The sequence below is a fragment of the Pseudomonas sp. E6002 genome, assembly GCF_013385565.1.
Taxonomy (GTDB): domain Bacteria; phylum Pseudomonadota; class Gammaproteobacteria; order Pseudomonadales; family Pseudomonadaceae; genus Aquipseudomonas.
In genome coordinates this window covers 37,450-61,422 of the sequence record NZ_JACAPT010000006.1, presented here as the reverse complement: position 1 = coordinate 61,422, position 23,973 = coordinate 37,450, and the positions used below count along the sequence as shown (strand labels likewise).

General features: G+C 62.8%; 19 protein-coding genes. 9 read left to right on the top strand and 10 right to left on the bottom strand.

Annotated elements, in window-relative coordinates; all coding sequences use genetic code 11:
- The first annotated feature begins 39 nt into the window (after nucleotides 1-39).
- Together ptsP (HX815_RS05260) and HX815_RS05255 are read left to right on the top strand one after the other, a co-directional pair.
- Entirely contained in the window at nucleotides 40-2,571 is a 2,532-nt protein-coding gene (gene ptsP, locus HX815_RS05260) for a phosphoenolpyruvate--protein phosphotransferase (protein ID WP_177027905.1), read from the top strand.
- A gap of 1 nt (nucleotide 2,572) precedes the next feature.
- Nucleotides 2,573-2,869, top strand: a complete 297-nt coding sequence (locus HX815_RS05255) for a PTS transporter subunit EIIB (protein WP_003209625.1) — start codon at nucleotides 2,573-2,575, stop codon at nucleotides 2,867-2,869.
- A gap of 137 nt (nucleotides 2,870-3,006) precedes the next feature.
- Here HX815_RS05255 and mltF read toward each other — a convergent pair whose 3' ends face one another.
- On the bottom strand, nucleotides 3,007-4,467 hold the full coding sequence (gene mltF, locus HX815_RS05250) for a membrane-bound lytic murein transglycosylase MltF (protein ID WP_087695124.1): 1,461 nt from the start codon (nucleotides 4,465-4,467) through the stop codon (nucleotides 3,007-3,009).
- A 287-nt stretch (nucleotides 4,468-4,754) separates the two neighbouring features.
- Between mltF and purL the strand changes: the two genes are divergently transcribed.
- Together purL and HX815_RS05240 are read left to right on the top strand one after the other, a co-directional pair.
- A complete protein-coding gene (gene purL / locus HX815_RS05245) occupies nucleotides 4,755-8,651 on the top strand; it encodes a phosphoribosylformylglycinamidine synthase (protein WP_008438262.1) in 3,897 nt (1,298 codons plus the stop codon).
- Between the two features lie 4 nt (nucleotides 8,652-8,655).
- On the top strand, nucleotides 8,656-8,967 hold the full coding sequence (locus HX815_RS05240) for an NGG1p interacting factor NIF3 (RefSeq protein ID WP_177027904.1): 312 nt from the start codon (nucleotides 8,656-8,658) through the stop codon (nucleotides 8,965-8,967).
- Between the two features lie 179 nt (nucleotides 8,968-9,146).
- On the opposite strand, the gene nagE is transcribed toward HX815_RS05240, so the two are convergent.
- The 7 genes from nagE to HX815_RS05205 all read right to left on the bottom strand — a co-directional run bounded on the left by nagE (nucleotide 9,147) and on the right by HX815_RS05205 (nucleotide 17,660).
- Nucleotides 9,147-10,805, bottom strand: a complete 1,659-nt coding sequence (gene nagE / locus HX815_RS05235) for an N-acetylglucosamine-specific PTS transporter subunit IIBC (protein ID WP_218168906.1) — start codon at nucleotides 10,803-10,805, stop codon at nucleotides 9,147-9,149.
- 74 nt (nucleotides 10,806-10,879) lie between these two features.
- Nucleotides 10,880-13,387 (bottom strand): phosphoenolpyruvate--protein phosphotransferase, encoded by a 2,508-nt coding sequence (gene ptsP, locus HX815_RS05230; RefSeq protein WP_177027902.1) that lies wholly within the window; start codon nucleotides 13,385-13,387, stop codon nucleotides 10,880-10,882.
- Nucleotides 13,388-13,423: 36 nt separating this feature from the next.
- Nucleotides 13,424-14,446, bottom strand: a complete 1,023-nt coding sequence (locus tag HX815_RS05225) for an SIS domain-containing protein (protein WP_023659131.1) — start codon at nucleotides 14,444-14,446, stop codon at nucleotides 13,424-13,426.
- Nucleotides 14,427-15,533: an N-acetylglucosamine-6-phosphate deacetylase gene (gene nagA / locus HX815_RS05220; protein ID WP_087695120.1), complete on the bottom strand. Its 1,107-nt coding sequence runs from the start codon at nucleotides 15,531-15,533 to the stop codon at nucleotides 14,427-14,429. Before nagA ends, HX815_RS05225 begins: the two co-directional genes overlap by 20 nt.
- Nucleotides 15,534-15,543: 10 nt before the next feature.
- The gene (locus HX815_RS05215) at nucleotides 15,544-16,302 is read right to left on the bottom strand and encodes a GntR family transcriptional regulator (RefSeq protein ID WP_003209609.1); all 759 of its coding nucleotides are present in this window, start codon (nucleotides 16,300-16,302) and stop codon (nucleotides 15,544-15,546) included.
- Nucleotides 16,303-16,565: 263 nt separating this feature from the next.
- Nucleotides 16,566-17,069, bottom strand: coding sequence for a murein L,D-transpeptidase family protein (locus HX815_RS05210; RefSeq protein ID WP_003209608.1), 504 nt, complete (start codon nucleotides 17,067-17,069; stop codon nucleotides 16,566-16,568).
- Nucleotides 17,070-17,111: 42 nt separating this feature from the next.
- The gene (locus tag HX815_RS05205; protein ID WP_003209606.1) at nucleotides 17,112-17,660 is read right to left on the bottom strand and encodes an NUDIX hydrolase; all 549 of its coding nucleotides are present in this window, start codon (nucleotides 17,658-17,660) and stop codon (nucleotides 17,112-17,114) included.
- Nucleotides 17,661-17,806: 146 nt separating this feature from the next.
- Between HX815_RS05205 and HX815_RS05200 the strand changes: the two genes are divergently transcribed.
- The 5 genes from HX815_RS05200 to purT all read left to right on the top strand — a co-directional run bounded on the left by HX815_RS05200 (nucleotide 17,807) and on the right by purT (nucleotide 21,068).
- A complete protein-coding gene (locus HX815_RS05200) occupies nucleotides 17,807-18,409 on the top strand; it encodes a CoA pyrophosphatase (RefSeq protein WP_003209605.1) in 603 nt (200 codons plus the stop codon).
- Nucleotides 18,410-18,448: 39 nt separating this feature from the next.
- Complete coding sequence (locus HX815_RS05195; RefSeq protein ID WP_008438249.1) at nucleotides 18,449-18,973, top strand: gamma carbonic anhydrase family protein; 525 nt, start codon at nucleotides 18,449-18,451, stop codon at nucleotides 18,971-18,973.
- Nucleotides 18,970-19,185 carry a DUF1289 domain-containing protein gene (locus tag HX815_RS05190; RefSeq protein WP_087695119.1) on the top strand — a complete coding sequence of 72 codons (216 nt, stop codon included), beginning with the start codon at nucleotides 18,970-18,972 and terminating at the stop codon, nucleotides 19,183-19,185. Before HX815_RS05195 ends, HX815_RS05190 begins: the two co-directional genes overlap by 4 nt.
- Before the next feature lie 164 nt (nucleotides 19,186-19,349).
- A complete protein-coding gene (locus tag HX815_RS05185) occupies nucleotides 19,350-19,817 on the top strand; it encodes a hypothetical protein (RefSeq protein WP_003209599.1) in 468 nt (155 codons plus the stop codon).
- A 69-nt stretch (nucleotides 19,818-19,886) separates the two neighbouring features.
- Nucleotides 19,887-21,068: a formate-dependent phosphoribosylglycinamide formyltransferase gene (gene purT, locus HX815_RS05180; protein WP_023659130.1), complete on the top strand. Its 1,182-nt coding sequence runs from the start codon at nucleotides 19,887-19,889 to the stop codon at nucleotides 21,066-21,068.
- Between the two features lie 126 nt (nucleotides 21,069-21,194).
- Here purT and HX815_RS05175 read toward each other — a convergent pair whose 3' ends face one another.
- Both HX815_RS05175 and HX815_RS05170 read right to left on the bottom strand, forming a co-directional pair.
- A complete protein-coding gene (locus tag HX815_RS05175) occupies nucleotides 21,195-22,505 on the bottom strand; it encodes an MFS transporter (RefSeq protein WP_003209595.1) in 1,311 nt (436 codons plus the stop codon).
- A 221-nt stretch (nucleotides 22,506-22,726) separates the two neighbouring features.
- The gene (locus HX815_RS05170) at nucleotides 22,727-23,965 is read right to left on the bottom strand and encodes a transporter associated domain-containing protein (protein ID WP_177027901.1); all 1,239 of its coding nucleotides are present in this window, start codon (nucleotides 23,963-23,965) and stop codon (nucleotides 22,727-22,729) included.
- Nucleotides 23,966-23,973: the final 8 nt, after the last annotated feature.

Below are 23,973 nucleotides of genomic sequence, written 5' to 3'. Positions count from 1 at the left end.
GCCCAATGATTTTTACAGAACCAAACAGCAGGTGAAGTCATGACCACAACCCAATCCCTGGAATTGCTGGCGCCATTGTCCGGGGTGCTGCTCGCCCTGGACCAGGTGCCTGATCCGGTGTTCTCCAGTCGCCTGATCGGCGATGGCCTGTGCATCGATCCGACCTCGCAGACCCTCTGCGCGCCACTGGCCGGGGTGATCAGCAATATCCAGGACAGTGGTCATGCGGTGAGCATCACCGATGACAACGGCGTCCAGGTGCTGATGCACATCGGCCTGGACACCGTGAACCTGGCGGGCAAGGGTTTCACCCGATTGGTCGAGGAAGGCCAGCGGGTGGAAGCCGGACAACCGCTGATTGAATTCGATGCCGACTACGTGGCGCTCAATGCCCGTAGTTTGCTGACCCTGATGCTGGTGGTCAGTGGCGAGCCCTTCAAGCTGCTGACGCCCGAGCAGGGCCTGGTAGACGTGGGGCAGCCACTGCTGCGAGTCACGCCGCAAGCCGTTGCCGACGAGGTGAAAGACGAGGAGGGTGACGCCCTGTTCTCCAGGCCATTGACCTTGCCCAACGCCAACGGCCTGCATGCGCGCCCGGCGGCGGTGCTGGCGCAGGCGGCCAAAGGCTTCAAGGCGAGTATTTACCTGCACAAGCAAACCGAGAGCGCCAACGCCAAGTCGCTGGTACGGATCATGGCATTGCAGACGGTGCAGGGTGACACCTTGCAAGTCAGCGCGGCCGGCGAGGATGCCGAAGCGGCGATCCAGGCGCTGGTGACCTTGCTGGCCGAAGGCTGCGGCGAAACCGTCGCGGCTCCTCAACCTGGCGCTGCACCCGTGGCGCCTGATTCATCGGCGACCTTGCTGCGCGGCGTGTGCGCCTCGCCCGGTTCGGCGTTTGGCCAAGTGGTGCAGGTCAAGGAGCCGGCACTGACGTTCGTAGAGACCGGCAAAGGTGAAGCGCTGGAACGTGCGGCCCTGACCCATGCCCTGAACAACGCCAATCAGGCGCTGCAAGCCCTGCAGGAAAAGGCCGTCGGCACTGCCCAGTCCGAGATCTTCCGCGCCCATCAGGAGTTGCTGGACGATCCGGCCCTGCTGGAACAAACCCGCGACCTGCTGGACCAGGGCAAGAGCGCGGCCTTCGCCTGGAACAGCGCCACCGAGGCCACCGCCACGCTCTTCCAGGGCCTGGGCAACGCCTTGCTTGCCGAGCGCGCTGCCGACCTGGCAGACGTTGGCCAGCGGGTGCTGAAATTGATCCTCGGGGTTCAGGACAGCGCCTGGGATTTGCCGGAGCAGGCAATCCTGATTGCCGAACAACTGACTCCCTCGCAAACCGCCAGCCTCGACACGCGCAAGGTGCTGGGTTTTGTGACGGTGGGCGGCGGCGCTACCAGCCACGTCGCCATTCTCGCCCGCGCCCTTGGCTTGCCGGCCATCTGCGGGGTGCCGGCGCAGGTGCTGGAACTGGCCAACGGCAAGCAAGTGCTGCTGGATGCCGACAAGGGCGAGTTGCACCTGGACCCGGACCTGGCCGAGATCGAACACTTGCAAGCCAGCCGCCAACAACAAGTGCTGCGCCGCCAGCGGGAAGTGGAGCAGGCGTCGTTGCCCGCTACGACCCGCGACGGTCATCACGTCGAAGTGACGGCCAACGTCGCATCGTTGCAGGAGGTGGAGCAGGCATTGTCCCTGGGGGGCGAAGGCGTTGGTTTGCTGCGTTCCGAGTTCCTCTACCTGGACCGCAACCGCGCGCCGAGCCCCGAGGAGCAGGCGGGCACCTACAGCGCCATCGCCCGTGCATTGGGCCCGCAGCGCAATCTGGTGGTGCGCACCCTCGACGTTGGTGGCGACAAGCCGTTGGTCTATGTGCCGATGGACAGCGAGACCAACCCGTTCCTTGGCCTGCGCGGGATTCGCCTGTGCCTGGAGCGCCCGGAACTGTTGCGTGAACAATTCCGTGCAATTCTCGCCAGTGCCGGTTTCGCCCGTTTGCACATCATGTTGCCGATGGTCAGCCTGCTCTCGGAGCTGCGCCTGGCGCGGCAGATTCTTGAAGAGGAAGCGCTGGCCCTGGGGCTGACGGAACTGCCGAAGCTGGGAATCATGATCGAAGTGCCATCGGCGGCATTGATGGCCGATCAGTTTGCGCCGGAGGTGGATTTCTTCTCCATCGGCACCAACGACCTGACCCAATACACCCTGGCCATGGACCGCGATCACCCGCGCCTCGCCAGCCAGGCCGACAGCTTTCACCCGGCGGTGCTGCGCCTGATCGCCGCCACCGTCAAGGCGGCCCATGCCCATGGCAAGTGGGTCGGCGTGTGTGGGGCGTTGGCGTCTGAAGCGCTGGCGGTGCCGGTGCTGATCGGGCTGGGGGTGGATGAGTTGTCGGTCAGCGTGCCGCTGATCCCGACCATCAAGGCTACCGTGCGCGAGCTGGACCTGGCGGATTGCCAATCCATCGCCCGCCAGGTGCTGGGCCTGGAAGAAGCGTCGCAGGTTCGCGAGGCGTTGCGCCTGTACCACGCGGCTACCGTTGAAACCTCATTGGTTGTGGAGAACTGACATGTTCGAGAAATTTCAGCGGGCGTTCTGGAAGGCCCTGACGCCGGATCTGGTGCTTGAAACGCCGCAGGCAGCTCCAGTGAGCGAAACACTGTTGGCCCCGGCAGTGCTGAATGCGCTGGGCGGGGCGGAGAATCTCAAGTCGCAGCAGCGGGTAGCACTGACCCGGGTGCGGGTGCAGTTGCAGGATGCAGGGCGGTTGGATGCACAGGCGCTCAAGGCGGCAGGCGTGCCGGGCGTGATGGTGTTGGCGGGTGGGGTGGTGCACCTGCTTACCGGCCTGAACACCGCTCTATAAATCAAAGAAGATCAAATGTGGGAGCGGGCTTGCTCGCGAAGGCGGTGTGTCAGTCAATCCATGTGCTGGCTGAACCACCGCCTTCGCGAGCAAGCCCGCTCCCACATTGGTTTTGTGGTGTTTGGATAATCGGGGGATTACAGCGGCGGGGTTTCTTCCGTCGGCTTGGTCTTGTCCACACCCGGCACATGCAGGTTGCCTTCGACCACCTGGTTGCCTTCCAGCTGCGGCTGCGTCACCCACGTCAGAATGTCGTAGTAACGCCGGATGTTCGCCACAAAATGCACGGGCTCACCGCCACGGGCATAGCCATACCGCGTCTTGCTGTACCACTGCTTCTGCGACAGGCGCGGCAGCATTTTCTTCACGTCCAGCCACTTGTTCGGGTTCAGGCCTTCTTTTTCGGCCAGCTTGCGCGCGTCGTCCAAATGGCCGGTGCCGACGTTGTACGCCGCCAGGGCAAACCAGGTGCGGTCCGGCTCGGCAATCTTGTCGTCCAGCTCATCCTTGATCTTGGCCAGGTACTTGGCGCCGCCCATGATGCTCTGCTTGGCGTCCAGGCGGTTGGACACGCCCATGGCCTGCGCCGTGTTCTGGGTCAGCATCATCAGGCCGCGCACGCCGGTCTTGGAGGTCACCGCCGGCTGCCAGAGTGATTCCTGATAGCCGATGGCCGCCAGCAGGCGCCAGTCGACCTTTTCTTCCTTGGCATAGGCCCGGAAGTGTTTCTCGTATTTGGGCAGGCGCTGCTGCAGATGCTGGGCGAAGGTGTAGGCGCCCATGTAGCCGAGTACATCGACGTGCCCGTAATAGCGATCTTTCAGGCGTTGCAGCGTGCCGTTCTTTTCCACCTTGTCGAGGTAGTTGTTGACCTCGTTGAGCAGGCTGTTGTCTTCACCGGCGGCAACCGCCCAGGCTTGATGGCTGGCGTCACCGAGGTCAAAGGCCACCCGCACGTTGGGGAAGTACACCTGGTTCATCGCCACTTCGTTGGAGTCCACCAGCGTCAGGTCGATCTGGCCCTCATCCACCATGCGCAGCAGGTCGACCACCTCAACGGCGTCGGACTCTTCGTATTCAATCCCGGGAAACTGTTTTTTCAGCTGCGCCAGTTGCTCGGCGTGGGTGCTGCCCTTGAGCACCATGATCTTCTTGCCCACCAGGTCTGCCGCGGTGGTCGGCCGGGACTGGCCGTTGCGGTAGATGATCTGCGGGGTGACTTCCAGATAAGGGTGGGAGAAACGCACTTGCTGGCGACGCTGCTCACTGCTGACCAGGCCGGCGGCGGCCAGTACCGGGCCGTTGGGTTTGCCGATCTGCGAGAACAGGTCATCCAGGTTGTCGGCCGCCTCGATCTCGAGCTTTACCCCCAACTCGTCGGCAAAACGTTTCACCAGTTCGTATTCGAAGCCGGTTTCGCCGTTACGGTCCTGGAAATAAGTGGCTGGACTGTTTCGGGTGACCACCCGCAATACGCCATCCTCCTTGATTCGCTCGAGCGTGTTGGGTTTATCCACACACGCACTGAGCAGCAGGAAGAGTCCGGTAACGAAGAGCCATTTGGCGCATCGCGGGCGTAAAGCAGTAGGGGAGAACATCTGCGCAGTATACGCAAAGGACCCTCGGCGCCATATCTCGACAGCGGGGCACTTGTCTGCTAGCGCCCGTAAACCTTGGCTGCAGCCCGCAGAAACGGGGCTTGGCAGCCGATTGTGACGGTTAAAATAACTGCCCGGAATCGCCTGTATGGCCATATGATATCGTGCGATTTATGCCAACTGACGTCCGGCTGCGGCCACTGGTGCCGTTTCGGGTGCCGTTGGCGACGGTTTACGCTAGAATGCACGGCCTCAAAGCACACCCCCTTCCCGAGGCTGTCCCGAAGATGTTGATCCTGCGCGGCGCTCCTGCCCTTTCTGCCTTTCGCCACAGCAAACTCCTTGAGCAACTGAGCCAGAAGGTACCTTCTGTCAGTGGCTTGTATGCTGAATTTGCTCACTTCGCCGACGTTACTGGCGTTTTGACCGCCGACGAACAGCAAGTGCTGGCGCGCCTTCTGAAGTACGGTCCCAGCGTTCCTGTTCAAGAGCCTAACGGCCGCTTGTTCCTGGTCCTGCCACGGTTCGGCACCATCTCGCCCTGGTCGAGCAAGGCCAGCGACATCGCCCGCAACTGCGGCCTGGACAAAATCCAGCGCCTGGAACGCGGGATTGCCTTCTATGTAGCAGGCCAGTTCAGCGAGGCCGAGGCCGAGCTGATCGCCAGCAGCCTGCACGACCGCATGACCCAGATCATCGTCAGCCAGCTGGAACAGGCCGCCGGTCTGTTCAGCCACGCCGAACCCAAGCCGCTGACCGCGATTGACGTGCTCGGTGGTGGCCGTGCCGCCTTGGAAACCGCCAACACCGAGCTGGGCCTGGCCCTGGCCGAAGACGAAATTGACTACCTGGTCAACGCCTTCATCGGCCTGAAGCGCAACCCGCACGACATCGAACTGATGATGTTCGCCCAGGCGAACTCCGAGCACTGCCGCCACAAGATCTTCAACGCCAGTTGGGACATCGACGGCCAAAGCCAGGAAAAAAGCCTGTTCGGCATGATCAAGAACACCTACGTGATGCACAGCGAAGGCGTTCTGTCGGCTTATAAGGACAACGCCTCGGTCATCGTCGGCTCTGTCGCCGGCCGTTTCTTCCCGGACCCTGAAACCCGCCAGTACGGCGCGGTGCAGGAGCCGGTACACATCCTGATGAAAGTCGAGACCCACAACCACCCGACCGCGATTGCCCCGTTCCCGGGCGCTGCCACCGGTTCCGGCGGCGAGATTCGCGACGAAGGTGCAACCGGTCGTGGCGCCAAGCCAAAGGCCGGCCTCACCGGCTTCACCGTGTCCAACCTGCAGATCCCGGGCTTCGAACAGCCGTGGGAAGTGCCGTACGGCAAGCCTGAGCGCATCGTCACCGCGCTGGACATCATGATCGAAGGCCCGCTGGGCGGCGCCGCGTTCAACAACGAATTCGGGCGTCCGGCCCTGACCGGTTACTTCCGTACTTTCGAGCAATCCATCACCACCCCGCGTGGCGATGAAGTGCGCGGTTACCACAAGCCAATCATGTTGGCCGGCGGCATGGGCAACATCCGCGCCGAACACGTACAGAAAGGCGAGATTCTGGTCGGCTCCAAGCTGATCGTCCTCGGTGGCCCGGCGATGCTGATCGGCCTGGGTGGCGGCGCCGCTTCCTCCATGGCCACCGGCACCAGCTCGGCCGACCTGGACTTCGCTTCCGTACAGCGTGAAAACCCTGAGATGGAACGCCGTTGCCAGGAAGTCATCGACCGTTGCTGGCAACTGGGTGACAAGAACCCCATCAGCTTCATCCACGACGTCGGCGCAGGTGGCTTGTCCAACGCCTTCCCGGAACTGGTCAACGATGGCGACCGTGGCGGCCGTTTTGAACTGCGCAACATTCCAAACGACGAGCCGGGCATGGCCCCGCACGAAATCTGGAGCAACGAATCCCAGGAACGCTACGTGTTGGCGGTAGGTCCTGCAGACTTCGAACGCTTCCAGGCGATTTGCGAGCGCGAGCGCTGCCCGTTTGCGGTAGTCGGCGAAGCCACTGCCGAGCCGCAACTGACGGTCACCGACAGCCACTTCGGCAACAGCCCGGTGGACATGCCGCTGGAAGTGCTGCTGGGCAAAGCCCCGCGCATGCACCGTTCGGCCGTGCGTGAAAACGAACTGGGCGACGATTTCGACCCGTCGACCCTGGCCATCGCCGACTGCGTGGAGCGCGTCCTGCACCACCCGGCCGTTGCCAGCAAAAGCTTCCTGATCACCATCGGCGACCGCACCATCACCGGTCTGGTTGCCCGTGATCAAATGGTCGGCCCGTGGCAGGTCCCGGTGGCTGACGTTGCCGTCACCGCCACCAGCTTCGACGTGTACACCGGTGAAGCCATGGCCATGGGCGAACGCACTCCGCTGGCGCTGCTGGACGCCCCGGCATCGGGCCGCATGGCCATCGGCGAAACCCTGACCAACATCGCAGCGTCGCGTATTGCCAAGATCTCCGACATCAAGCTGTCGGCCAACTGGATGTCCGCTGCCGGTCACCCGGGTGAAGATGCGCGCCTGTACGACACCGTGAAAGCGGTCGGCATGGAGCTGTGCCCTGAGCTGGGCATCACCATTCCGGTGGGCAAGGACTCCATGTCCATGGCCACCCGCTGGAACGATGAAGGCGTGGACAAGAGCGTCACCTCGCCGCTGTCGCTGATCGTTACCGGCTTTGCGCCAGTCACCGACATTCGCCAGACCCTGACCCCGCAACTGCGCATGGACAAGGGCACCACCGACCTGATCCTGATCGACCTCGGTCGCGGTCAGAACCGCATGGGCGCCTCGATCCTCGCCCAGGTGCACGGCAAGCTCGGCAAGCAGGCCCCGGACGTCGACGACGCCGAAGACCTGAAAGCTTTCTTCGCCGTGATCCAGGGCCTGAACGCCGACGGCCACCTGCTGGCTTACCACGACCGTTCCGACGGTGGTTTGCTGACCAGCGCCGTGGAAATGGCCTTCGCCGGTCACTGCGGCCTGAGCCTGAACCTCGATGGCCTGGCAGAAACTTCCGCCGACATCGCAGCAATCCTGTTCAACGAAGAGCTGGGCGCCGTGATCCAGGTTCGCCAGGACGCAACCCCGGACGTACTCGCACAGTTCAGCGCCGCTGGCCTGGGCGACTGCGTGGCCGTGATTGGCCAGCCGATCAACAACGGTGAAATCAACATCGTCTTCAACGGCGAAACCGTGTTTGAAGGCCAGCGCCGCTTGCTGCAACGCCAGTGGGCCGAGACCAGCTACCAGATCCAGCGCCTGCGCGACAACGCCGACTGCGCCGAGCAGGAATTCGACGTGATCCTGGAAGAAGACAATCCGGGCCTGAGCACCAAGCTCAGCTTCGACGTCAACCAGGACATCGCCGCGCCTTACATCAAGAAAGGCATCCGCCCACAAGTGGCCGTACTGCGTGAGCAGGGCGTCAACGGCCAGGTGGAAATGGCGGCGGCGTTCGACCGTGCCGGCTTCAATGCGATCGACGTGCACATGAGCGACATCCTCGCCGGTCGCGTCGACCTCAATGAGTTCAAAGGCCTGGTTGCCTGCGGTGGTTTCTCCTACGGCGACGTACTGGGTGCCGGTGAAGGCTGGGCCAAGTCGGCCCTGTTCAACAGCCGTGCCCGTGACGCGTTCCAGGGTTTCTTCGAGCGTAACGACAGCTTCACCCTGGGTGTGTGCAACGGTTGCCAGATGATGTCCAACCTCAGCGAACTGATCCCGGGCAGCGAGTTCTGGCCGCACTTTGTGCGTAACCGCTCCGAGCAGTTCGAAGCGCGGGTTGCGATGGTCCAGGTACAGGAATCCAACTCGATCTTCCTGCAGGGCATGGCCGGTTCGCGCATGCCAATCGCCATCGCCCACGGTGAAGGCCATGCCGAGTTCGCCAGCGAAGAAGCACTGCTGGAAGCCGACCTGTCCGGTACCGTGGCCCTGCGTTTCGTCGACAACCACGGCAAGGTCACCGAAGGCTACCCGGCCAACCCGAACGGCTCGCCGCGCGGGATCACCGGGCTGACCAGCCGCGACGGTCGCGTCACCATCATGATGCCGCACCCGGAGCGTGTGTTCCGCGCCGTGCAGAACTCGTGGCGCCCGGAAGAGTGGAACGAAGACGGCGCGTGGATGCGCATGTTCCGTAACGCTCGCGTCTGGGTGAACTAAGTCGGTGTACAAGCTCAGCTTCTTTGTGCCCGACAGCCACGTGGAGACGGTGAAAGCCGCCGTCTTCGCAGCCGGCGGCGGGCGCATCGGCAACTACGACAGCTGCGCCTGGCAGGTACTGGGCCAGGGCCAATTCCGCGCGATGGACGGCAGCCAGCCGTTTATCGGGCAGGTGGGGCAGGTTGAAGTGGTTGAAGAATGGAAGGTTGAGCTGGTGGTGGCAGATGAGTTGATCGTGGCTGTGGTGGCTGCGTTGAAACTGAGCCATCCGTATGAGGCACCGGCGTATGAGGTGTGGCAGTTGGCGGATTTTTGATTCGCTGGCTGCAAAACAAGAAACCCGCTGGGCCAGTTTGGTCAGCGGGTTTTTTGTTGCCTGTCACGGCCATTCGCGAGCAAGCCCGCTCCCACATTTGACCGCGTTGCCATGACGGGCACCGATCAAAATGTGGGAGCGGGCTTGCTCGCGAAGAGGCCCTGATGCTCAGCAAGGATTCAGGCTTTTACCCCAACCTCACGGCCACTGACCAACCGCTCCAACGCCTCACCCAACCCCGAAGCCTTGTCACCAATCAGCAAGTGCCAAACCCCACTCTCAAGCTGGCTCACACCCTGGCAACCCAGCGCCGTCAGTTGAGATTCCGACAACACCGAACCATCCCCCAACTCCACCCGCAGCCGCGTCATCGCCACCGCATCCAATTGCAAAACATTGGCCCGACCGCCCAGCGCACTCAGCCATTTCTCGGCCTCATGCACGTTCACTGGCGTGCTCTTCTCAACCGGTGCAGCAGCGACCGGAGTGACGCCAACATACGAAGGCATCGCCAACCGAATCTCATCGGCAATGCTGTCCGCCATCGGCCCGACCACCACCTGCAAACTCCCGCCATTACCCGGTCGAACCACCGCCATCGCACCCAGCGCCTTCAACTCGGCATCCACCGCCTTGTTGCGATCCACCATGTCCAGCCGCAGACGCGTCGTGCAAGCACCCACACTCAGTAGATTCTCCGCACCACCCAGCGCGCGAATGTAAGCGCCGGCCCGCTGGTTATCAGTCATGGCCTCAGCCTGCACCACCTGAATATCCTCACGCCCGGGCGTCTTCAAATTGAAGCGACGGATGCAGTAGTTGAACACGCTGTAGTAGATCACCGCATACGCCAGCCCAACCGGGAATACCAACCAGCCGTTGGTGGATTTACCCCAACCCAGCACCATGTCGATAAACCCACCGGAGAAGGTAAAGCCCAGGTGAATGTTGAGCATGTTGGTGATCGCCATCGACAACCCGGTCAGCAGCGCATGCACCAGGTACAGGAACGGCGCGAGGAACATGAAGGCGAATTCGATCGGCTCGGTGACCCCGGTCAGGAACGAGGTCAGCGCCATCGACAGGAAAATCCCGCCCATGATCTTGCGCCGCTCCGGCAGTGCATTGCGGTACATCGCCAGGCACGCCGCCGGCAGGCCGAACAGCATTACCGGGAACATGCCGGTCATGAACTGCCCACCTTTCGGGTCGCCGGCAAAATAGCGAGTCAGGTCGCCGGTCACTACCGCGCCGGTCGTCGGGTCGGTGAAGGTGCCGAACACAAACCACGCCATGTTGTTGAGGATATGGTGCAAGCCGGTGACGATCAGCAGGCGGTTGAACACGCCAAACACGAACGCACCAAAACTGCCGCTTTCCATCAGCAGCACGCCGAAGCTGTTGATGCCTTGCTGCACGGGTGGCCAGATCAAACCAAAGATCACCCCCAGCGCCACTGCGGAGAACCCGGTGACGATCGGCACAAACCGTCGCCCACCAAAGAATGCGAGGTACTCCGGCAGCTTGATGTCCTTGAAGCGGTTATACAGCGCACCGGCCATCAAGCCGCTGGCGATGCCCGCGAGCATGCCCATGTTGATGCTGGCGTCCATCACCTTGAGGGTGGAGACCATCACCAGGTAACCGATGGCGCCTGCCAGGCCCGCCGTGCCGTTGTTGTCGCGGGCAAAACCCACGGCAATGCCGATGGCGAAGATCAGCGCCAGGTTGGCGAAGATCGCCTGCCCGGCGTCGTGCATCACCGCGATGTTCAGCAGGTCAGTGTCGCCCAGCCGCAGCAGGAGGCCGGCGATCGGCAGAATCGCGATCGGCAGCATCAGCGCACGGCCCAGGCGTTGCAGCCCTTCGATAAAATATTGGTACACGGCGTGTCTCCCTATTCTTGTTGTTTTCAGCTCAGCGGCCAGTGGTGTTGACAGGCTTGGCGAACGGCTTTGGCGCTGCTCAGGTTAAGCAGGCTTTGGCTCAGTTGCCGGCATTGGGCTGCGTCCAGGTGACGGACACGGTCCTTGATTTCTCCGATTTGCGGCGGGCTGACGGACAGCTCGCTGATGCCCAGACCGATCAGCACCGGCGTGGCCAGCGGGTCGGACGCCAGCGCGCCGCACACACCGACCCAGCGCCCATGCTTGGCTGCGCCGATGCACGTCTGGGCGATCAGCCGCAGCAGCGCCGGGTGCATGGCATCGACCCGGGCGGCGAGGCCGGCGTGGTCGCGGTCCATGGCGAGGGTGTACTGGGACAGGTCATTGGTGCCGATGGACAGAAAGTCCGCGTGCTCGGCCAGTTGTTCGGCCATCAGCGCCGCCGCGGGCACTTCGATCATCACCCCCAGTTCCGGGCGTTGGGTCAGTTCCAGCTCGGCGCACAGTTCATCGAGGCGCTGGCGAATGTGCAGCAGTTCGTCGACTTCGCTGACCATTGGCAGCAGGATGCGGCAACGTTCCAGCGGGCTGACCTGGAGAAGGGCACGCAGTTGCTGGTCCAGCAGTTCCGGGCGTACCTGGGCCATGCGAATGCCCCGCAGGCCCAGCACCGGGTTGGTCTCGAACGGCAGCGGCAGGTAGTCGAGTTGCTTGTCGCCGCCGACGTCGATGGTGCGGATGATCACTGATTTGTCGCCCATGGCATCCAGCACGGCTTGGTAGGCCTGGCGCTGCTCTTGCTCGTCGGGCGCGGTGCGGCGGTCGACGAAGAGAAATTCTGTGCGCAGCAGGCCGACGCCATCGGCGCCATTCTCGAAGGCCAGTTGCGCTTCGACGCTGGAGGCGACATTCGCGGCCACTTCAATACGCACGCCATCCTGAGTGCTGGCGGTGCCTTGAGCCTGCGCGTGCTGCTGTTGGCGCCGCAGTTTCTGTGCATCGCGCAACTGGTGAACCTGGGCGTGGCGCGCATCATCCGGCGTCAGCTCCAGGCGGCCGTTGGCGGCATCCAGCACCACGCGTTGGCCTTGGGGCACATCAAGCAATTCAGTGCCCAGTGCAACCACGCACGGCAAGCCTTTACCCCGCGCCAGAATCGCCACATGAGACGTCGCGCCGCCTTCGGCCATGCAGATACCGGCGGCGTGTTGATTGCTCAGTTGCAGCAGATCCGATGGGGTCAGCTCATGGGCCGAGACGATAGCGCCGGCCGGCAAATCAAAATTCCAGGCCTCGCCCAGCAACGCCCGCAGCACGCGTTGCTGCAAGTCGCGCAGGTCGTTGGCGCGTTCGGCGAACAACGGTTTACCCAGTGCCAGCAGCACCGCGCATTGGGCCTGGATCGCATCACGCCAGGCGTGAGTGGCGGCGCTGCCCTGTTCGATGGCGGCGGTGGCGGCCTCCAGCAACGTAGGGTCTTCCAGCAGGGCCAGGTGGGCGGCGAAGATCTCTTCTTCCTCCACATCCTTGCGCTGACGGGCCTGGTCCAGGGTGTGGCGGATTTCGCTACGCACCTGTTCCAGGGCGCTGTCCAGGTGCTGCAATTGTTCATCCGGCACGTTGTTGCCCGGGTCCACCGGCAGCTCGATTCCGTTCAGGCGGAACAACGGGCCGCAGACCAACCCCGGCGCGGCACACACGCCTTGCAGTACTCCGGCTTCGGTATTCGCGCGGCGTGGGGCGACGGCCACTGGAGCGTGATGCGCTTCGCCAACTTCCACCGACAGCGCAGCGATCAGTGCTTGCAGCGCCGCTTCACAATCCTTGCCACGACAGGTGACCTGCACCTCGTCCTGCTCACCAATCCCCAGGCCCATCAAGCCGATCAGGCTGTCGCACGAAGCCGACTTGCCGGCGAAATGCAGCTGCGACTGGCTGCTGAATGCCTGTGCGGTCTTGCGGATCAAGGCAGCGGGGCGCGCGTGCAGGCCGCCACGATGGGTGATGCGAATAGTCGCGCTGGCTTCGGTGACCGACTCATCAATCACTTTCGCTGCACCGGCCAACCGTGCAACCACATGCAGCAGCGGCTCGCCGACCTTCACTGTTTTCAAGGTGATCGGCCGTAGCTCAAACAGCTCGTTGTTGGTCAGGATAATCAGGCTGACCAGGCTTTTGCACTGGCGCGCAATCAGGTCCAGGTCAAACTGCACCAGTGCCTGGCCCTTGCTGACCCGCGCACCTTGCTTGACCAGCAGCGCAAAGCCTTCGCCATTCAATTCCACCGTGTCGATGCCCACGTGCATCAGCAATTCAGCGCCATTATCGGCGCGAATGGTCAGCGCATGCCCGGTGCGGGCGACGTGGATGATCACGCCATCACACGGCGCGTGCAGGCAATCGTTGAGCGGGTCGATGGCAATGCCGTCGCCCATGGCGCCACTGGCGAACACTTCGTCGGGAACGTCGCCCAGGGTCAGCACCGGCCCACTGAGGGGAGCGCTGAGGGTGAGGTCTTTATTATTGTGGGACATGGGCACGGTACTCATCAGGAAAACGCTGCAATCAACTCAGTGGGTGCGGGTCACTTTGCTCAAGTGACGCGGTTGGTCCGGGTCCATGCCCCGGGCCTCTGCCAAACCGGCGGCCATCACGTAGAAACTCTGGATCGCCAGGATCGGGTCCAGGGCCGGGTGTTCGGCGCGGCTCAGAGTCAGGTCGCGCTCGGCGATGTCATCGGGAGCGGCCAGCAGCACGCGGGCACCGCGCTGGCGCATATCGGCGGCCAGGCTCAGCAGGCCGGCTTGTTCGGCACCACGGGGCGCGAAAACCAGCAGCGGGTAGTTGTCATCGATCAGAGCCATCGGGCCATGGCGCACTTCGGCGCTGCTGAAGGCTTCGGCCTGGATCGCCGAGGTTTCCTTGAGCTTGAGCGCGGCTTCCTGGGCAATGGCAAAACCGGCGCCACGGCCGATCACCATCAGTTGCTGGCAGTCGCGCAGGGCGTCGATGGCCAGGCTCCAGTCTTGCCTGGCGGCTTCACGCAAACCTTCGGGCAGTGCCTTACAGGCTTGCAGCAACTCGTCTTCCTGATTCCAGTGGCCGATCAGCTGGGCGCTGGCGCTCAGGGTCGCGATAAAGCTTTTGGTGGCGGCGACGCTGCGTTCCGGCCCGGCGCACAGCGGCACATGGAATTCGCAGGCGGCTTCCAGTGGCGAGTCTTCGGCGTTGACCATCGAGATGCTCAAGGCGCCGCGCTTGCGCAACAGGCGCAGGCTGTTGACCAGGTCCGGGCTCTGTCCCGACTGGGAGAAACCGAACGCCACTTGCCCGCTGACCTTGAGCGGCGATTGCAGCATGGTCACCACCGACATCGGCAGCGACGCCACCGGAATCCCCAGGTGTTGCATGGTCAGGTAGGCGAAGTAACTGGCGGCGTGGTCCGAGCTGCCACGGGCGATGGTCATCGCCACTTGCGGTGGCTGGCGACGCAGGCGGCCGGCGACTTCCACCAGCAGCGGGTCCAGGCGTTGCAGTTGAGCCTCGACGGCCTCACAGGAGGCCAGGGCCTCTTCAAGCATTTTTGAAGTCAATGGTTTCTCCTTCGACCATTACGTCGGTGAGGTGCAGGGAGCGGTCCAGGCGCACGCAGTCGGCAAAGCTGCCGGGTTGCAGGCGACCGCGTTCTTCGAGGCCCAGGTAGTCCGCAGGAAATTGCGACAGGCGTTGTGAGGCTTCGCTGATCGGCAGGCCGATCTTCACCAGGTTGCGCAACGCCTGGTCCATGGTCAGGGTGCTGCCGGCCAGCGTTCCATCGGCCAGGCGGACGCCGCCCAGGCACTTGGTCACGGTGTGGCTGCCCAGCTTGTATTCGCCGTCGGGCATGCCGGCAGCGGCGGTGGAATCGGTGACGCAGTACAGGCACGGGATCGAGCGCAGCGCCACGCGCATGGCACCGGGGTGCACGTGCAGCAGGTCGGGAATCAACTCGGCGTATTTGGCGTGGGCCAGGGCCGCGCCGACGATGCCGGGCTCGCGGTGATGCAGCGGGCTCATGGCGTTGTACAAGTGGGTAAAGCTGGTGGCCCCGGCGGCGAGGGCGGCGACACCTTCTTCATAGCTGCCCAGGGTGTGGCCGATCTGCATGCGCACGCCACGTTCGCTGAGGGCGCGGATCAGGCCGTCATGGCCGGCGATTTCCGGAGCAATGGTGATCACCCGGATCGGCGCCAGGCGCAGGTATTCTTCGACTTCGGCCATCAAGGCGGTGTGGGCGAAGTTCGGTTGTGCGCCGAGTTTTCCCGGATTGATGTAGGGGCCTTCCAGGTGCACGCCCAGGACACGAGCGGTGCCGGTCGGGCGGCTTTCGCAATAGGTGCCGATTTCGCCGAGCACGCGGGAAATCTCATCCACCGGCGCGGTCATGGTGGTGGCCAGCAGCGAGGTGGTGCCAAACCGCACGTGGGTGCGGGTGATGGTGTGGAAGGCGTCGGTGCCTTCCATGATGTCTTTGCCGCCACCGCCGTGCACGTGCAGGTCGATAAAGCCTGGCAGCAGGTACGGCAGGTCGTTGTCAGCCGGGTTGCACGGGCTGCCTTCTACGGCAGTGACCTTGCCGTGCTGGTGCACCAGGCGGCCGCGAATCCAGCCGTGTGGCGTGAGGATATTGTCTTCGGACATGGGCAGTTCTCTAAATTCGCAGTTCAGCGGAATAGTCGTGGCGGCGCAGTTCTGCGACGAAGTCGTAGTAGTCGTTGCGGCAGTAGGTGTCGGTGATTTCAATCGGGGTGTTGTCGGCGGTGTAGCCCACCCGGGTCATCAGCAGCATGGCGGTGCCAGGGGCGATGCCCACCAGGGCTGCGAACTCGTCCGAGGCGTTGATCGCCTGGATGTGTTGCAGGGCGCGCACGATGGGCTTGCCGATGCTTTCCAGGTATTCGTACAGCGAATTGCCGATGGCCTGCGGGTGGGGGAGGACGGAGGCGGGCATGGCGGTCATTTCAATCGCCATCACCGTGTCGTCGGCCTTACGCAAACGCTTGAGCCGCGCGACTTTGTCGCTGGGTGACAGGCCCAGGCGAATCAATTCTTCATGGGTCGGCGGGGTGATGTCGCGCTCCAGCCACTGGGACGTCGGCACAAAGCCCTTGAGCCGGAGCATTTCGCTGAAGCCCGAGAGGCGCGACAGCGGTTGTTCCAGGCGTGGCGTGATGAAGGTTCCGGAGCCTTGGCTGCGACGGATCAGACCTTGTTCGAACAGCACTTCCAGCGCCTTGCGGGCGGTCACCCGGGAAATGCTCAGTTGCTCGCTGAGGGCACGTTCCGACGGCAAAGCCTGCTCGGATTTCCACTGGCCGGCATGAATCGCGGCTTCGAGGTTGCGGGCCAGTTGCAGGTACAGCGGCGTCGATTGTTTATCGTCGGGGCGCAGGGCCAGGATGGGGTTCATCGTGTCGGTTTCCGATGCGGTTATTGGAGTGTTGTCGCCCGGTAGTGATCGCAAGCTAATACCACTTAAATACCATGTCAATGCAGCGAAAACGGTGCAGGCGAGCGTTTACGGGCGCCTTAATAGTGCGCCAGTTCAAGTGGTATTAGAGAGGTCTTTGTGTCGGGCAGAAGCACGCAGCTTGCCGGGGTGAACTGGTATTCACCGGCAAGCGCCGTGTGGGGCGGGATTTTTTTTCGAATTATTTTACGAGCGGCAGGAAATTACGGACGAATCTCGATCATCGTGCCGTCTTTCACCAGGTTCCAGACTTCGCGCATGTCGACATTGCGCATGCCGATGCAGCCGTCGGTCCAGTCCAGGGTGTGGAACAGCTCTTCGGGGTAGTCCTCGGCGTCGGGGGTGCCGTGGATCATGATCATGCTGCCGGGCTTGACCCCTTCGCGGCGGGCGCGCGCGGAATCGCTGATATTGGGGTAGGAGATGTGCATGGCCAGGTTGAAGCGGTCGCTGGTCTTGCGCCAGTCGATCCAGTAGAAACCTTCCGGGGTGCGGCGGTCGCCTTCCATCAGCTTGGTGCCCTTGGGGTTCTTGCCCAGGGAAATGCGGTAGGTCCTGAGGGGCTTGCCGTCATTAATCAGTTGCAACTGATGGGCCGACTTGAGCACCAGGATTTTCTCGACGGGTTTGCCCCCCAGGATCACTTGGGTGGAGGCTGGCGACAGCGTGGCAAACGACAGGCAGATCAGAGCAAGCAACCAACGCATTGAAACGGTATCCCCTGAAAAGACTACGTGCCGCCTGGATTGTTATTTGGCCAACTGGGTCAGCGGCGGCACCGATTCGCTGCGCACCGGATACGACTGTTGCCGGCGGTCAGCAAAAAAGCATTCTAAGGTACGCCCGACCGTGCGGAAAGCCAGCTCGGACCAAGGGATGTCGGCTTCATCGAATAAGCGCACTTCAAGGCTTTCGGGGCCGGCGGCAAAATCCAGGTCGATCAGTTCGGCCCGGTAGAAGATGTGCACCTGGCTGATGTGCGGCACGTCGATCAGGGTGTAGATGCTCAGGTTGCGCACCCGGGCGCAGGCTTCTTCCAGGGTTTCGCGCATCGCGGCCTGCTCGACGGTCTCGCCGTTCTCCATAAAGCCGGCGGGCAAGGTCCAGAAACCCAGGCGCGGCTCGATGGCGCGCCGGCACAGCAGCACCTGGTCGCCCCACACCGGTACGGTGCCCGCGACGATATTGGGGTTCTGGTAGTGAATGGTCTGACAGTGATCGCAGACATAACGCAAGCGTGCGTCGCCTTCGGGAATGCGCTGAGTGACCGGTTTACCGCACTGGCTGCAGAAGTTCATGCTGGGGTTCCTGGAGAGTGCGCCTATCTTGGCGTGACCGGGTATGGGCTGCAAGTCGTCGTTTAGCGACATGGCCAGGGTTTTGGGGTTGGGCGTGCGCAAGGTTTGGTGCATGATGCAAGGTAGCCAACAGACCGAGATGACTCATGCTGGACGAGCTACTTCGCCGGGTAAGCAATCATACGCCCCACACGCTGGAGACCGACGGTCGTTTCCCGGAAGCGGCGGTACTGGTGCCGATCACCCGCAGTGACGAACCCGAGCTGATCCTGACCTTGCGCGCCAGCGGGTTATCCACCCATGGCGGCGAAGTGGCATTCCCTGGCGGGCGGCGCGACCCGGAAGACCCGGACCTGATCTTCACCGCGCTGCGCGAAGCCGAAGAAGAGATCGGCCTGCCGCCGGGCCTGGTGGAAGTCATCGGGCCGTTGAGCCCGCTGATTTCCCTGCACGGTATCCGTGTCACGCCTTATGTAGGCGTTATCCCCGATTACGTCGAATACCTGGCCAATGACGCCGAGATCGCCGCGGTTTTCAGCGTGCCCCTGGAGTTTTTTCGCCAGGACCCGCGCGAACATACCCACCGTATCGATTACCAGGGCCGCAGTTGGTACGTGCCCAGTTACCGGTTTGGCGAATACAAGATCTGGGGCCTGACGGCGATCATGATCGTCGAGCTGATCAATCTGCTCTATGACGATGCCGACATCAGCCTGCATCGACCGCCGAAAAGCTTCATCAATACCTAAGAGCCAGATGGCCATCGTTCCTGCCGTGAGGATCCACCTATGAAATACCGCCTGGGCGACGCCCGAGTCGAAACCCATCCCAACAGCTGGGTGGCCCCCAATGCCACGCTGGTGGGCAAGGTCAAGCTGGAGGAGGGCGCCAACGTCTGGTTCAACGCGGTGTTGCGCGGCGACAACGAGCTGATCCTGATCGGCAAGAACAGCAACGTGCAGGACGGCAGCGTGATGCACACCGACATGGGTTACCCGCTGACCCTCGGCACCGGCGTGACCATCGGCCATAACGCCATGTTGCATGGCTGCACCGTCGACGATTACAGCCTGATTGGCATCAATGCGGTGATTCTTAACGGGGCGAAGATCGGCAAGCACTGCATCATCGGCGCCAATTCGCTGATCGGCGAGGGCAAGGAAATTCCCGATGGTTCGTTGGTGATGGGCTCGCCGGGCAAGGTGGTGCGGGAACTGACCGACGTGCAGAAGAAAATGCTCGAGGCCAGCGCTGCGCACTATGTGCATAATGCCCAGCGGTATGCCCGTGATCTGGTTGAGCAGGAAGAATGAACCCGGTAGAACGACCCGTCGCCTCGCCGTGCGTGAGCATTTGTGCGCTGGATGACGATGATATCTGCACGGGATGCCAGCGCACGGTGGATGAAATCACCCGCTGGAGTCGCATGGACAACGCCGAGCGCCGGGTAGTGCTGGGGTTGTGCCATGAGCGGGCGAAGGCGAGTGGGCTGGTGTGGATGATTCCGGGGAAGTCCGGCGCCTGATAGACCGCTTTCGCGAGCAAGCCCGCTCCCACATTTGATTGCGTTTATCTTGGAGGAATGCGTTCAAAATGTGGGAGCGGGCTTGCTCGCGAAAGGGCCCGCCCAGACGACATATTTCCAAATGTGAAGTACCCTGTGCCCCTTGTTCACAGGTCCCTCGCCCCATGTTCTTCCTGATTGCCTACATCAGCAGCGTCGTGCTGATCAACTTTGCCTTTTCCACCGCTCCGCACCTGGATGTGATCTGGTCTGCCTGGGGCGGCCTGGTATTTGTCCTGCGGGACATGGTGCAAACCCGTTTCGGCCATGGCGCGATCATCGCCATGCTGGCGGCGCTGGTGCTGTCCTATATCACCTCCGATCCGTCCATCGCCCTGGCCAGCGCCACGGCGTTCGCGGTGTCCGAATGCATTGACTGGCTGGTGTTCAGCATCACCAAGCGCCCACTCCACGACCGCCTGTGGATAAGTTCGGCGCTGAGTATCCCCCTCGATACCTTCATCTTTTTCGGCCTGATCGGCGCCTTGACGCCCGCGGTCGCCGGCACTGCCCTGGTGTCGAAATTCGCCGGCGTTACCGTGGTGTGGCTGGCCATGGCCTGGCGTTTGCGCCGGCAGCGCGTCGCCAACTGAAGCCAATCCTTACAGTTCATGTAAAATGCCGGCCTTTCTCCCCACGATCCGCTCCCCTGAGGACCTGAGATGACCCGAATCGGAACTCCATTGTCGCCAACCGCGACCCGCGTAATGCTGTGTGGCTGCGGTGAGCTGGGCAAGGAAGTGGTAATCGAACTGCAACGCCTGGGCGTTGAAGTGATTGCCGTGGATCGCTACGCCAACGCGCCGGCCATGCAGGTTGCCCACCGCAGCCATGTGATCAACATGCTCGATGGCGCCGCCCTGCGTGCCGTGATCGAAGCCGAAAAGCCGCACTTCATCGTGCCGGAAATCGAAGCGATCGCCACCGCCACCCTCGTGGAGCTGGAAGCCGAAGGCTTCACCGTGATCCCGACCGCCCGCGCGACGTTGCTGACCATGAACCGCGAAGGCATCCGTCGCCTGGCCGCCGAAGAGCTGGACCTGCCGACCTCGCCGTACCACTTCGCCGACACCTTCGAGGACTACAGCAAGGCCGTCACCGACCTGGGCTTCCCGTGTGTGGTCAAGCCGGTAATGAGTTCGTCGGGCAAGGGCCAGAGCTTGCTGCGCAGCGCCGATGACGTGCAGAAAGCCTGGGATTACGCCCAGGAGGGCGGGCGTGCCGGCAAGGGCCGCGTGATCATCGAAGGCTTTATCGACTTCGACTACGAGATCACCCTGCTGACCGTGCGCCACATTGGCGGCACTACCTTCTGCGCGCCTGTCGGTCACCGTCAGGAGAAGGGCGACTATCAGGAATCCTGGCAGCCACAGGCCATGAGCCCGATTGCACTGGCGGAGTCCGAGCGCGTTGCCAAGGCGGTAACCGAAGCGTTGGGTGGTCGTGGTCTGTTTGGCGTCGAGCTGTTTATCAAAGGCGATCAGGTGTGGTTCAGCGAAGTATCGCCGCGCCCCCATGACACTGGCCTGGTGACCCTGATTTCCCAGGACTTGTCGCAGTTCGCCCTGCATGCGCGGGCAATTCTCGGCCTGCCGATCCCGTTGATCCGTCAGTTCGGGCCTTCGGCTTCGGCGGTGATCCTGGTGGAAGGCAAGTCGACCCAGACGGCGTTTTCCAACCTGGGTGCAGCCTTGAGCGAGCCGGATACGGCGTTGCGTCTGTTCGGCAAGCCGGAAGTAAATGGCCAGCGCCGTATGGGCGTGGCGCTGGCGCGGGATGAGTCGATTGAGGCAGCGCGGGCTAAAGCGACCCGTGCTTCGAAAGCGGTTGTTGTCGAGCTGTAACCCCCCGCCGATCGTTCCCACGCTCCGCGTGGGAATGCCGCGCTGGACGCTCCGCGTCCGCTCTTAAGGGCGTGACGCAGAGCGTCACCGGATGCATTCCCACGCAGAGCGTGGGAATGATCATCATTAGGCGACCTTGTTCAAATCGTTATTGCGCGTCTCTTTCAGGCACAACACAGCAATCAAGCTGATCACCGCTGCCGCCGACACATACCCGCCGACATAACTCAAACCGCCCATCGCCACCAGCTTGGTCGCGAAGAACGGTGCCGCCGACGCACCCACGATCCCACCCAGGTTATACGCCGCCGAAGCACCGGTATAACGCACGCGGGTCGGGAACAGTTCCGGCAACATCGCGCCCATCGGGGCAAACGTCACGCCCATCAGGAACAGCTCCAGCGCCAGGAACAGTGCCACGGCCCAGGTTGAACCGTGGGTCAGCAACGGCTCCATGGTGAAGCCGGAAAGGATGGTCAGGATCGCACCGACAATCAGCACCGGCTTACGCCCGTAACGGTCGCTGGCCCACGCCGCCAGCGGCGTTGCCGCGCCCATGAACAGCACTGCGAAGCACAGCAAACCCAGGAACGTTTCACGGCTGTAGCCCAGCGTAGACACGCCGTAGCTCAGGGAAAACGCGGTGGTGATATAGAACAGCGCATAACACACCACCATCGAGGCCGCACCCAGCAGGACCGGCAGCCAATGCTGGCTGAACAGTTCCACCAGCGGCACCTTCACCGGCGCTTCCTTGGCCACGGCGTTCGCGAACACCGGCGTTTCATGCAGTTTGAGCCGCGCATACAGCCCCACCATTACCAGCGCCGCGCTGAGAATGAACGGAATGCGCCAGCCCCAGCTGCGGAACTGTTCGTCGCTCAGGCTCATGGCCAGGATCAGGAACAGCCCGTTGGCCGCCAGAAAGCCAATCGACGGGCCCAGTTGCGGGAACATGCCGAACCAGGCGCGTTTGCCCTTCGGGGCGTTCTCGGTGGCCAGCAACGCCGCGCCGCCCCATTCGCCGCCAAGCCCGAGGCCCTGGCCGAAGCGCAGTACGCAGAGCAGGATCGGTGCCCAGGCCCCGATGCTGTCATAACCGGGCAGCAAGCCGATCAGCGTGGTGCACACGCCCATCAGCAGCAGGGAAGCCACCAGTGTCGACTTGCGGCCAATCCGGTCACCAAAGTGGCCGAACAGCGCCGAGCCCAGTGGCCGCGCGATAAACGCGATACCGAAGGTCAGGAACGAGGCGAGCATCTGCGCCGTGCCGGAGGTTTGCGGGAAGAACACCGGGCCGATCACCAGCGCGGCGGCAGTTGCGTAGATATAGAAGTCGTAGAACTCGATGGCGGTGCCGATGATGCTCGCGGTGGCGACCCGGGCCGTCGAGTTGGTCGGGGCGGCGGTCGCCGTCTCGTTATAGGTGGTGCTCATTGAGGTATCCCTGGCGGTCATTGCGCGTTTGGACGCGGATTATTATTGGTCGAACACCCATGGATCAGGGTTGTGCGCGGGGCGGCTCGGGATGGGAGCAAACACCGGTCAGACACGGTAAAGCGGTGCCTGGACGCGCTCAGTGCGGGTAGCACGCGGTCGGGCGGGGCTTGGGTAAGCCGCCCGATTATAGGAAGGGGTTTGCGGATCCAACAAGGGGCTTAAGCGGCGACCGGCACCGTGCTGGTGTGCCAGATCAGTACCTTGGCGACGCGGTTGTCCTCGGTCTCGAGGATTTCCAGGCGATAACGGCCGATTTTCAGGCACACGGCGCAGTCCGGGATGGTCTCCAGCGCTTCGGTCACCAGGCCGTTGAGGGTCTTGGGGCCGTCGCTGGGCAGGTGCCAGCCGAGGGTTTTGTTCAAGTCACGGATCGAGGCGGCGCCGTCGATCACGTAGCGGCCATCCAGTTGGGGCTGGATGTGCGGGTTGTCGAGGTGCTGCTCGTTTTCGAACTCACCGACGATTTCTTCAAGAATGTCTTCCAGGGTCACAATGCCCAGCACTTCGCCGTATTCATCCACCACCATGCCCAGGCGGCGCTGTTGCTTGTGGAAGTTCAGCAATTGCAGTTGCAGCGGTGTACTTTCCGGGACGAAGTAGGGCTCGTGGCAGGCGGCCAGCAGGGCTTCCTTGGTCAGGCTGGCGTCCGGCAGCAGGTGGCGGATCTGCCGGGTGTTGAGCACCGCCTCGACCTGGTTGATGTCGCTGTGAAACACCGGCAGCCGGGTGCGCGTGGAAACCCGCAGTTGCTCGATGATTTCCTCTACCGGGTCATCCAGGTTGATGCCGTCCACTTCGCTGCGGGGCACCAGGATGTCGTTGACGGTGATGTTGTCCAGGGCGTGGATGCCCGGCATGCCCGGCGCGCGGGTGTTGGGGATTTCGGCTTCCGGCTCGTCGTCCTGGTCCGGCTGCGGCTCGTCGCTCTTCTTGACCAGCCCGGGCTTGCGGGTGAACGGGCGCAGCAGCAACAGGCTGACACCGTTGAGCAGCCAGGCCAGCGGATAAAGGATTTTCAGCGGCACGCTCAGCAAGGTATTGCCGAAGCCAAGGATGGTTTGCGGGTGGCGAGTGGCCAGGGCACGCGGCAGATAGTCGGCCAGCACCAGCAGCACCGCGCTGGAGATCACCCAGCCGAGCCACGGGCCGTTTTGCGCCCAGGCGTAGATCGCCAGCAGGGTGCAGAGAATCACCACCACGGCGCGGCACAGGGTGTTGCAGAGGATCAGGCTGTTGCGCGGGAAGTTCAGGCGGGCGGCGGCTTTGTCACCCTGGCGGGTGCCGGGGCGCAGGGCCAGCAAATGTTGCTGGGCGGCTTCGATGGCGGTAAACAGCGCCGACCATAAAACCAGCAAGGCTACTACCGCAAGCATCGGCCCCAAGGGCAAGTTGTCCATGTCGGCTG

Excerpts from the sequence above, each read along its gene's own strand:
- HX815_RS05210 (WP_003209608.1), bottom strand. The coding sequence starts at position 17,069 with ATGCGTTGGTTGCTTGCTCTGATCTGCCTGTCGTTTGCCACGCTGTCG.
- ptsP (WP_177027905.1), top strand. The coding sequence starts at position 40 with ATGACCACAACCCAATCCCTGGAATTGCTGGCGCCATTGTCCGGGGTG.
- HX815_RS05200 (WP_003209605.1), top strand. The coding sequence starts at position 17,807 with ATGCTGGACGAGCTACTTCGCCGGGTAAGCAATCATACGCCCCACACG.
- purT (WP_023659130.1), top strand. The coding sequence starts at position 19,887 with ATGACCCGAATCGGAACTCCATTGTCGCCAACCGCGACCCGCGTAATG.
- HX815_RS05255 (WP_003209625.1), top strand. The coding sequence starts at position 2,573 with ATGTTCGAGAAATTTCAGCGGGCGTTCTGGAAGGCCCTGACGCCGGAT.
- nagE (WP_218168906.1), bottom strand. The coding sequence starts at position 10,805 with ATGCTGCCGATCGCGATTCTGCCGATCGCCGGCCTCCTGCTGCGGCTG.
- HX815_RS05190 (WP_087695119.1), top strand. The coding sequence starts at position 18,970 with ATGAACCCGGTAGAACGACCCGTCGCCTCGCCGTGCGTGAGCATTTGT.
- HX815_RS05170 (WP_177027901.1), bottom strand. The coding sequence starts at position 23,965 with ATGGACAACTTGCCCTTGGGGCCGATGCTTGCGGTAGTAGCCTTGCTG.
- HX815_RS05185 (WP_003209599.1), top strand. The coding sequence starts at position 19,350 with ATGTTCTTCCTGATTGCCTACATCAGCAGCGTCGTGCTGATCAACTTT.
- nagA (WP_087695120.1), bottom strand. The coding sequence starts at position 15,533 with ATGTCCGAAGACAATATCCTCACGCCACACGGCTGGATTCGCGGCCGC.
- ptsP (WP_177027902.1), bottom strand. The coding sequence starts at position 13,387 with ATGTCCCACAATAATAAAGACCTCACCCTCAGCGCTCCCCTCAGTGGG.
- purL (WP_008438262.1), top strand. The coding sequence starts at position 4,755 with ATGTTGATCCTGCGCGGCGCTCCTGCCCTTTCTGCCTTTCGCCACAGC.
- HX815_RS05215 (WP_003209609.1), bottom strand. The coding sequence starts at position 16,302 with ATGAACCCCATCCTGGCCCTGCGCCCCGACGATAAACAATCGACGCCG.
- mltF (WP_087695124.1), bottom strand. The coding sequence starts at position 4,467 with ATGTTCTCCCCTACTGCTTTACGCCCGCGATGCGCCAAATGGCTCTTC.
- HX815_RS05175 (WP_003209595.1), bottom strand. The coding sequence starts at position 22,505 with ATGAGCACCACCTATAACGAGACGGCGACCGCCGCCCCGACCAACTCG.
- HX815_RS05195 (WP_008438249.1), top strand. The coding sequence starts at position 18,449 with ATGAAATACCGCCTGGGCGACGCCCGAGTCGAAACCCATCCCAACAGC.
- HX815_RS05205 (WP_003209606.1), bottom strand. The coding sequence starts at position 17,660 with ATGAACTTCTGCAGCCAGTGCGGTAAACCGGTCACTCAGCGCATTCCC.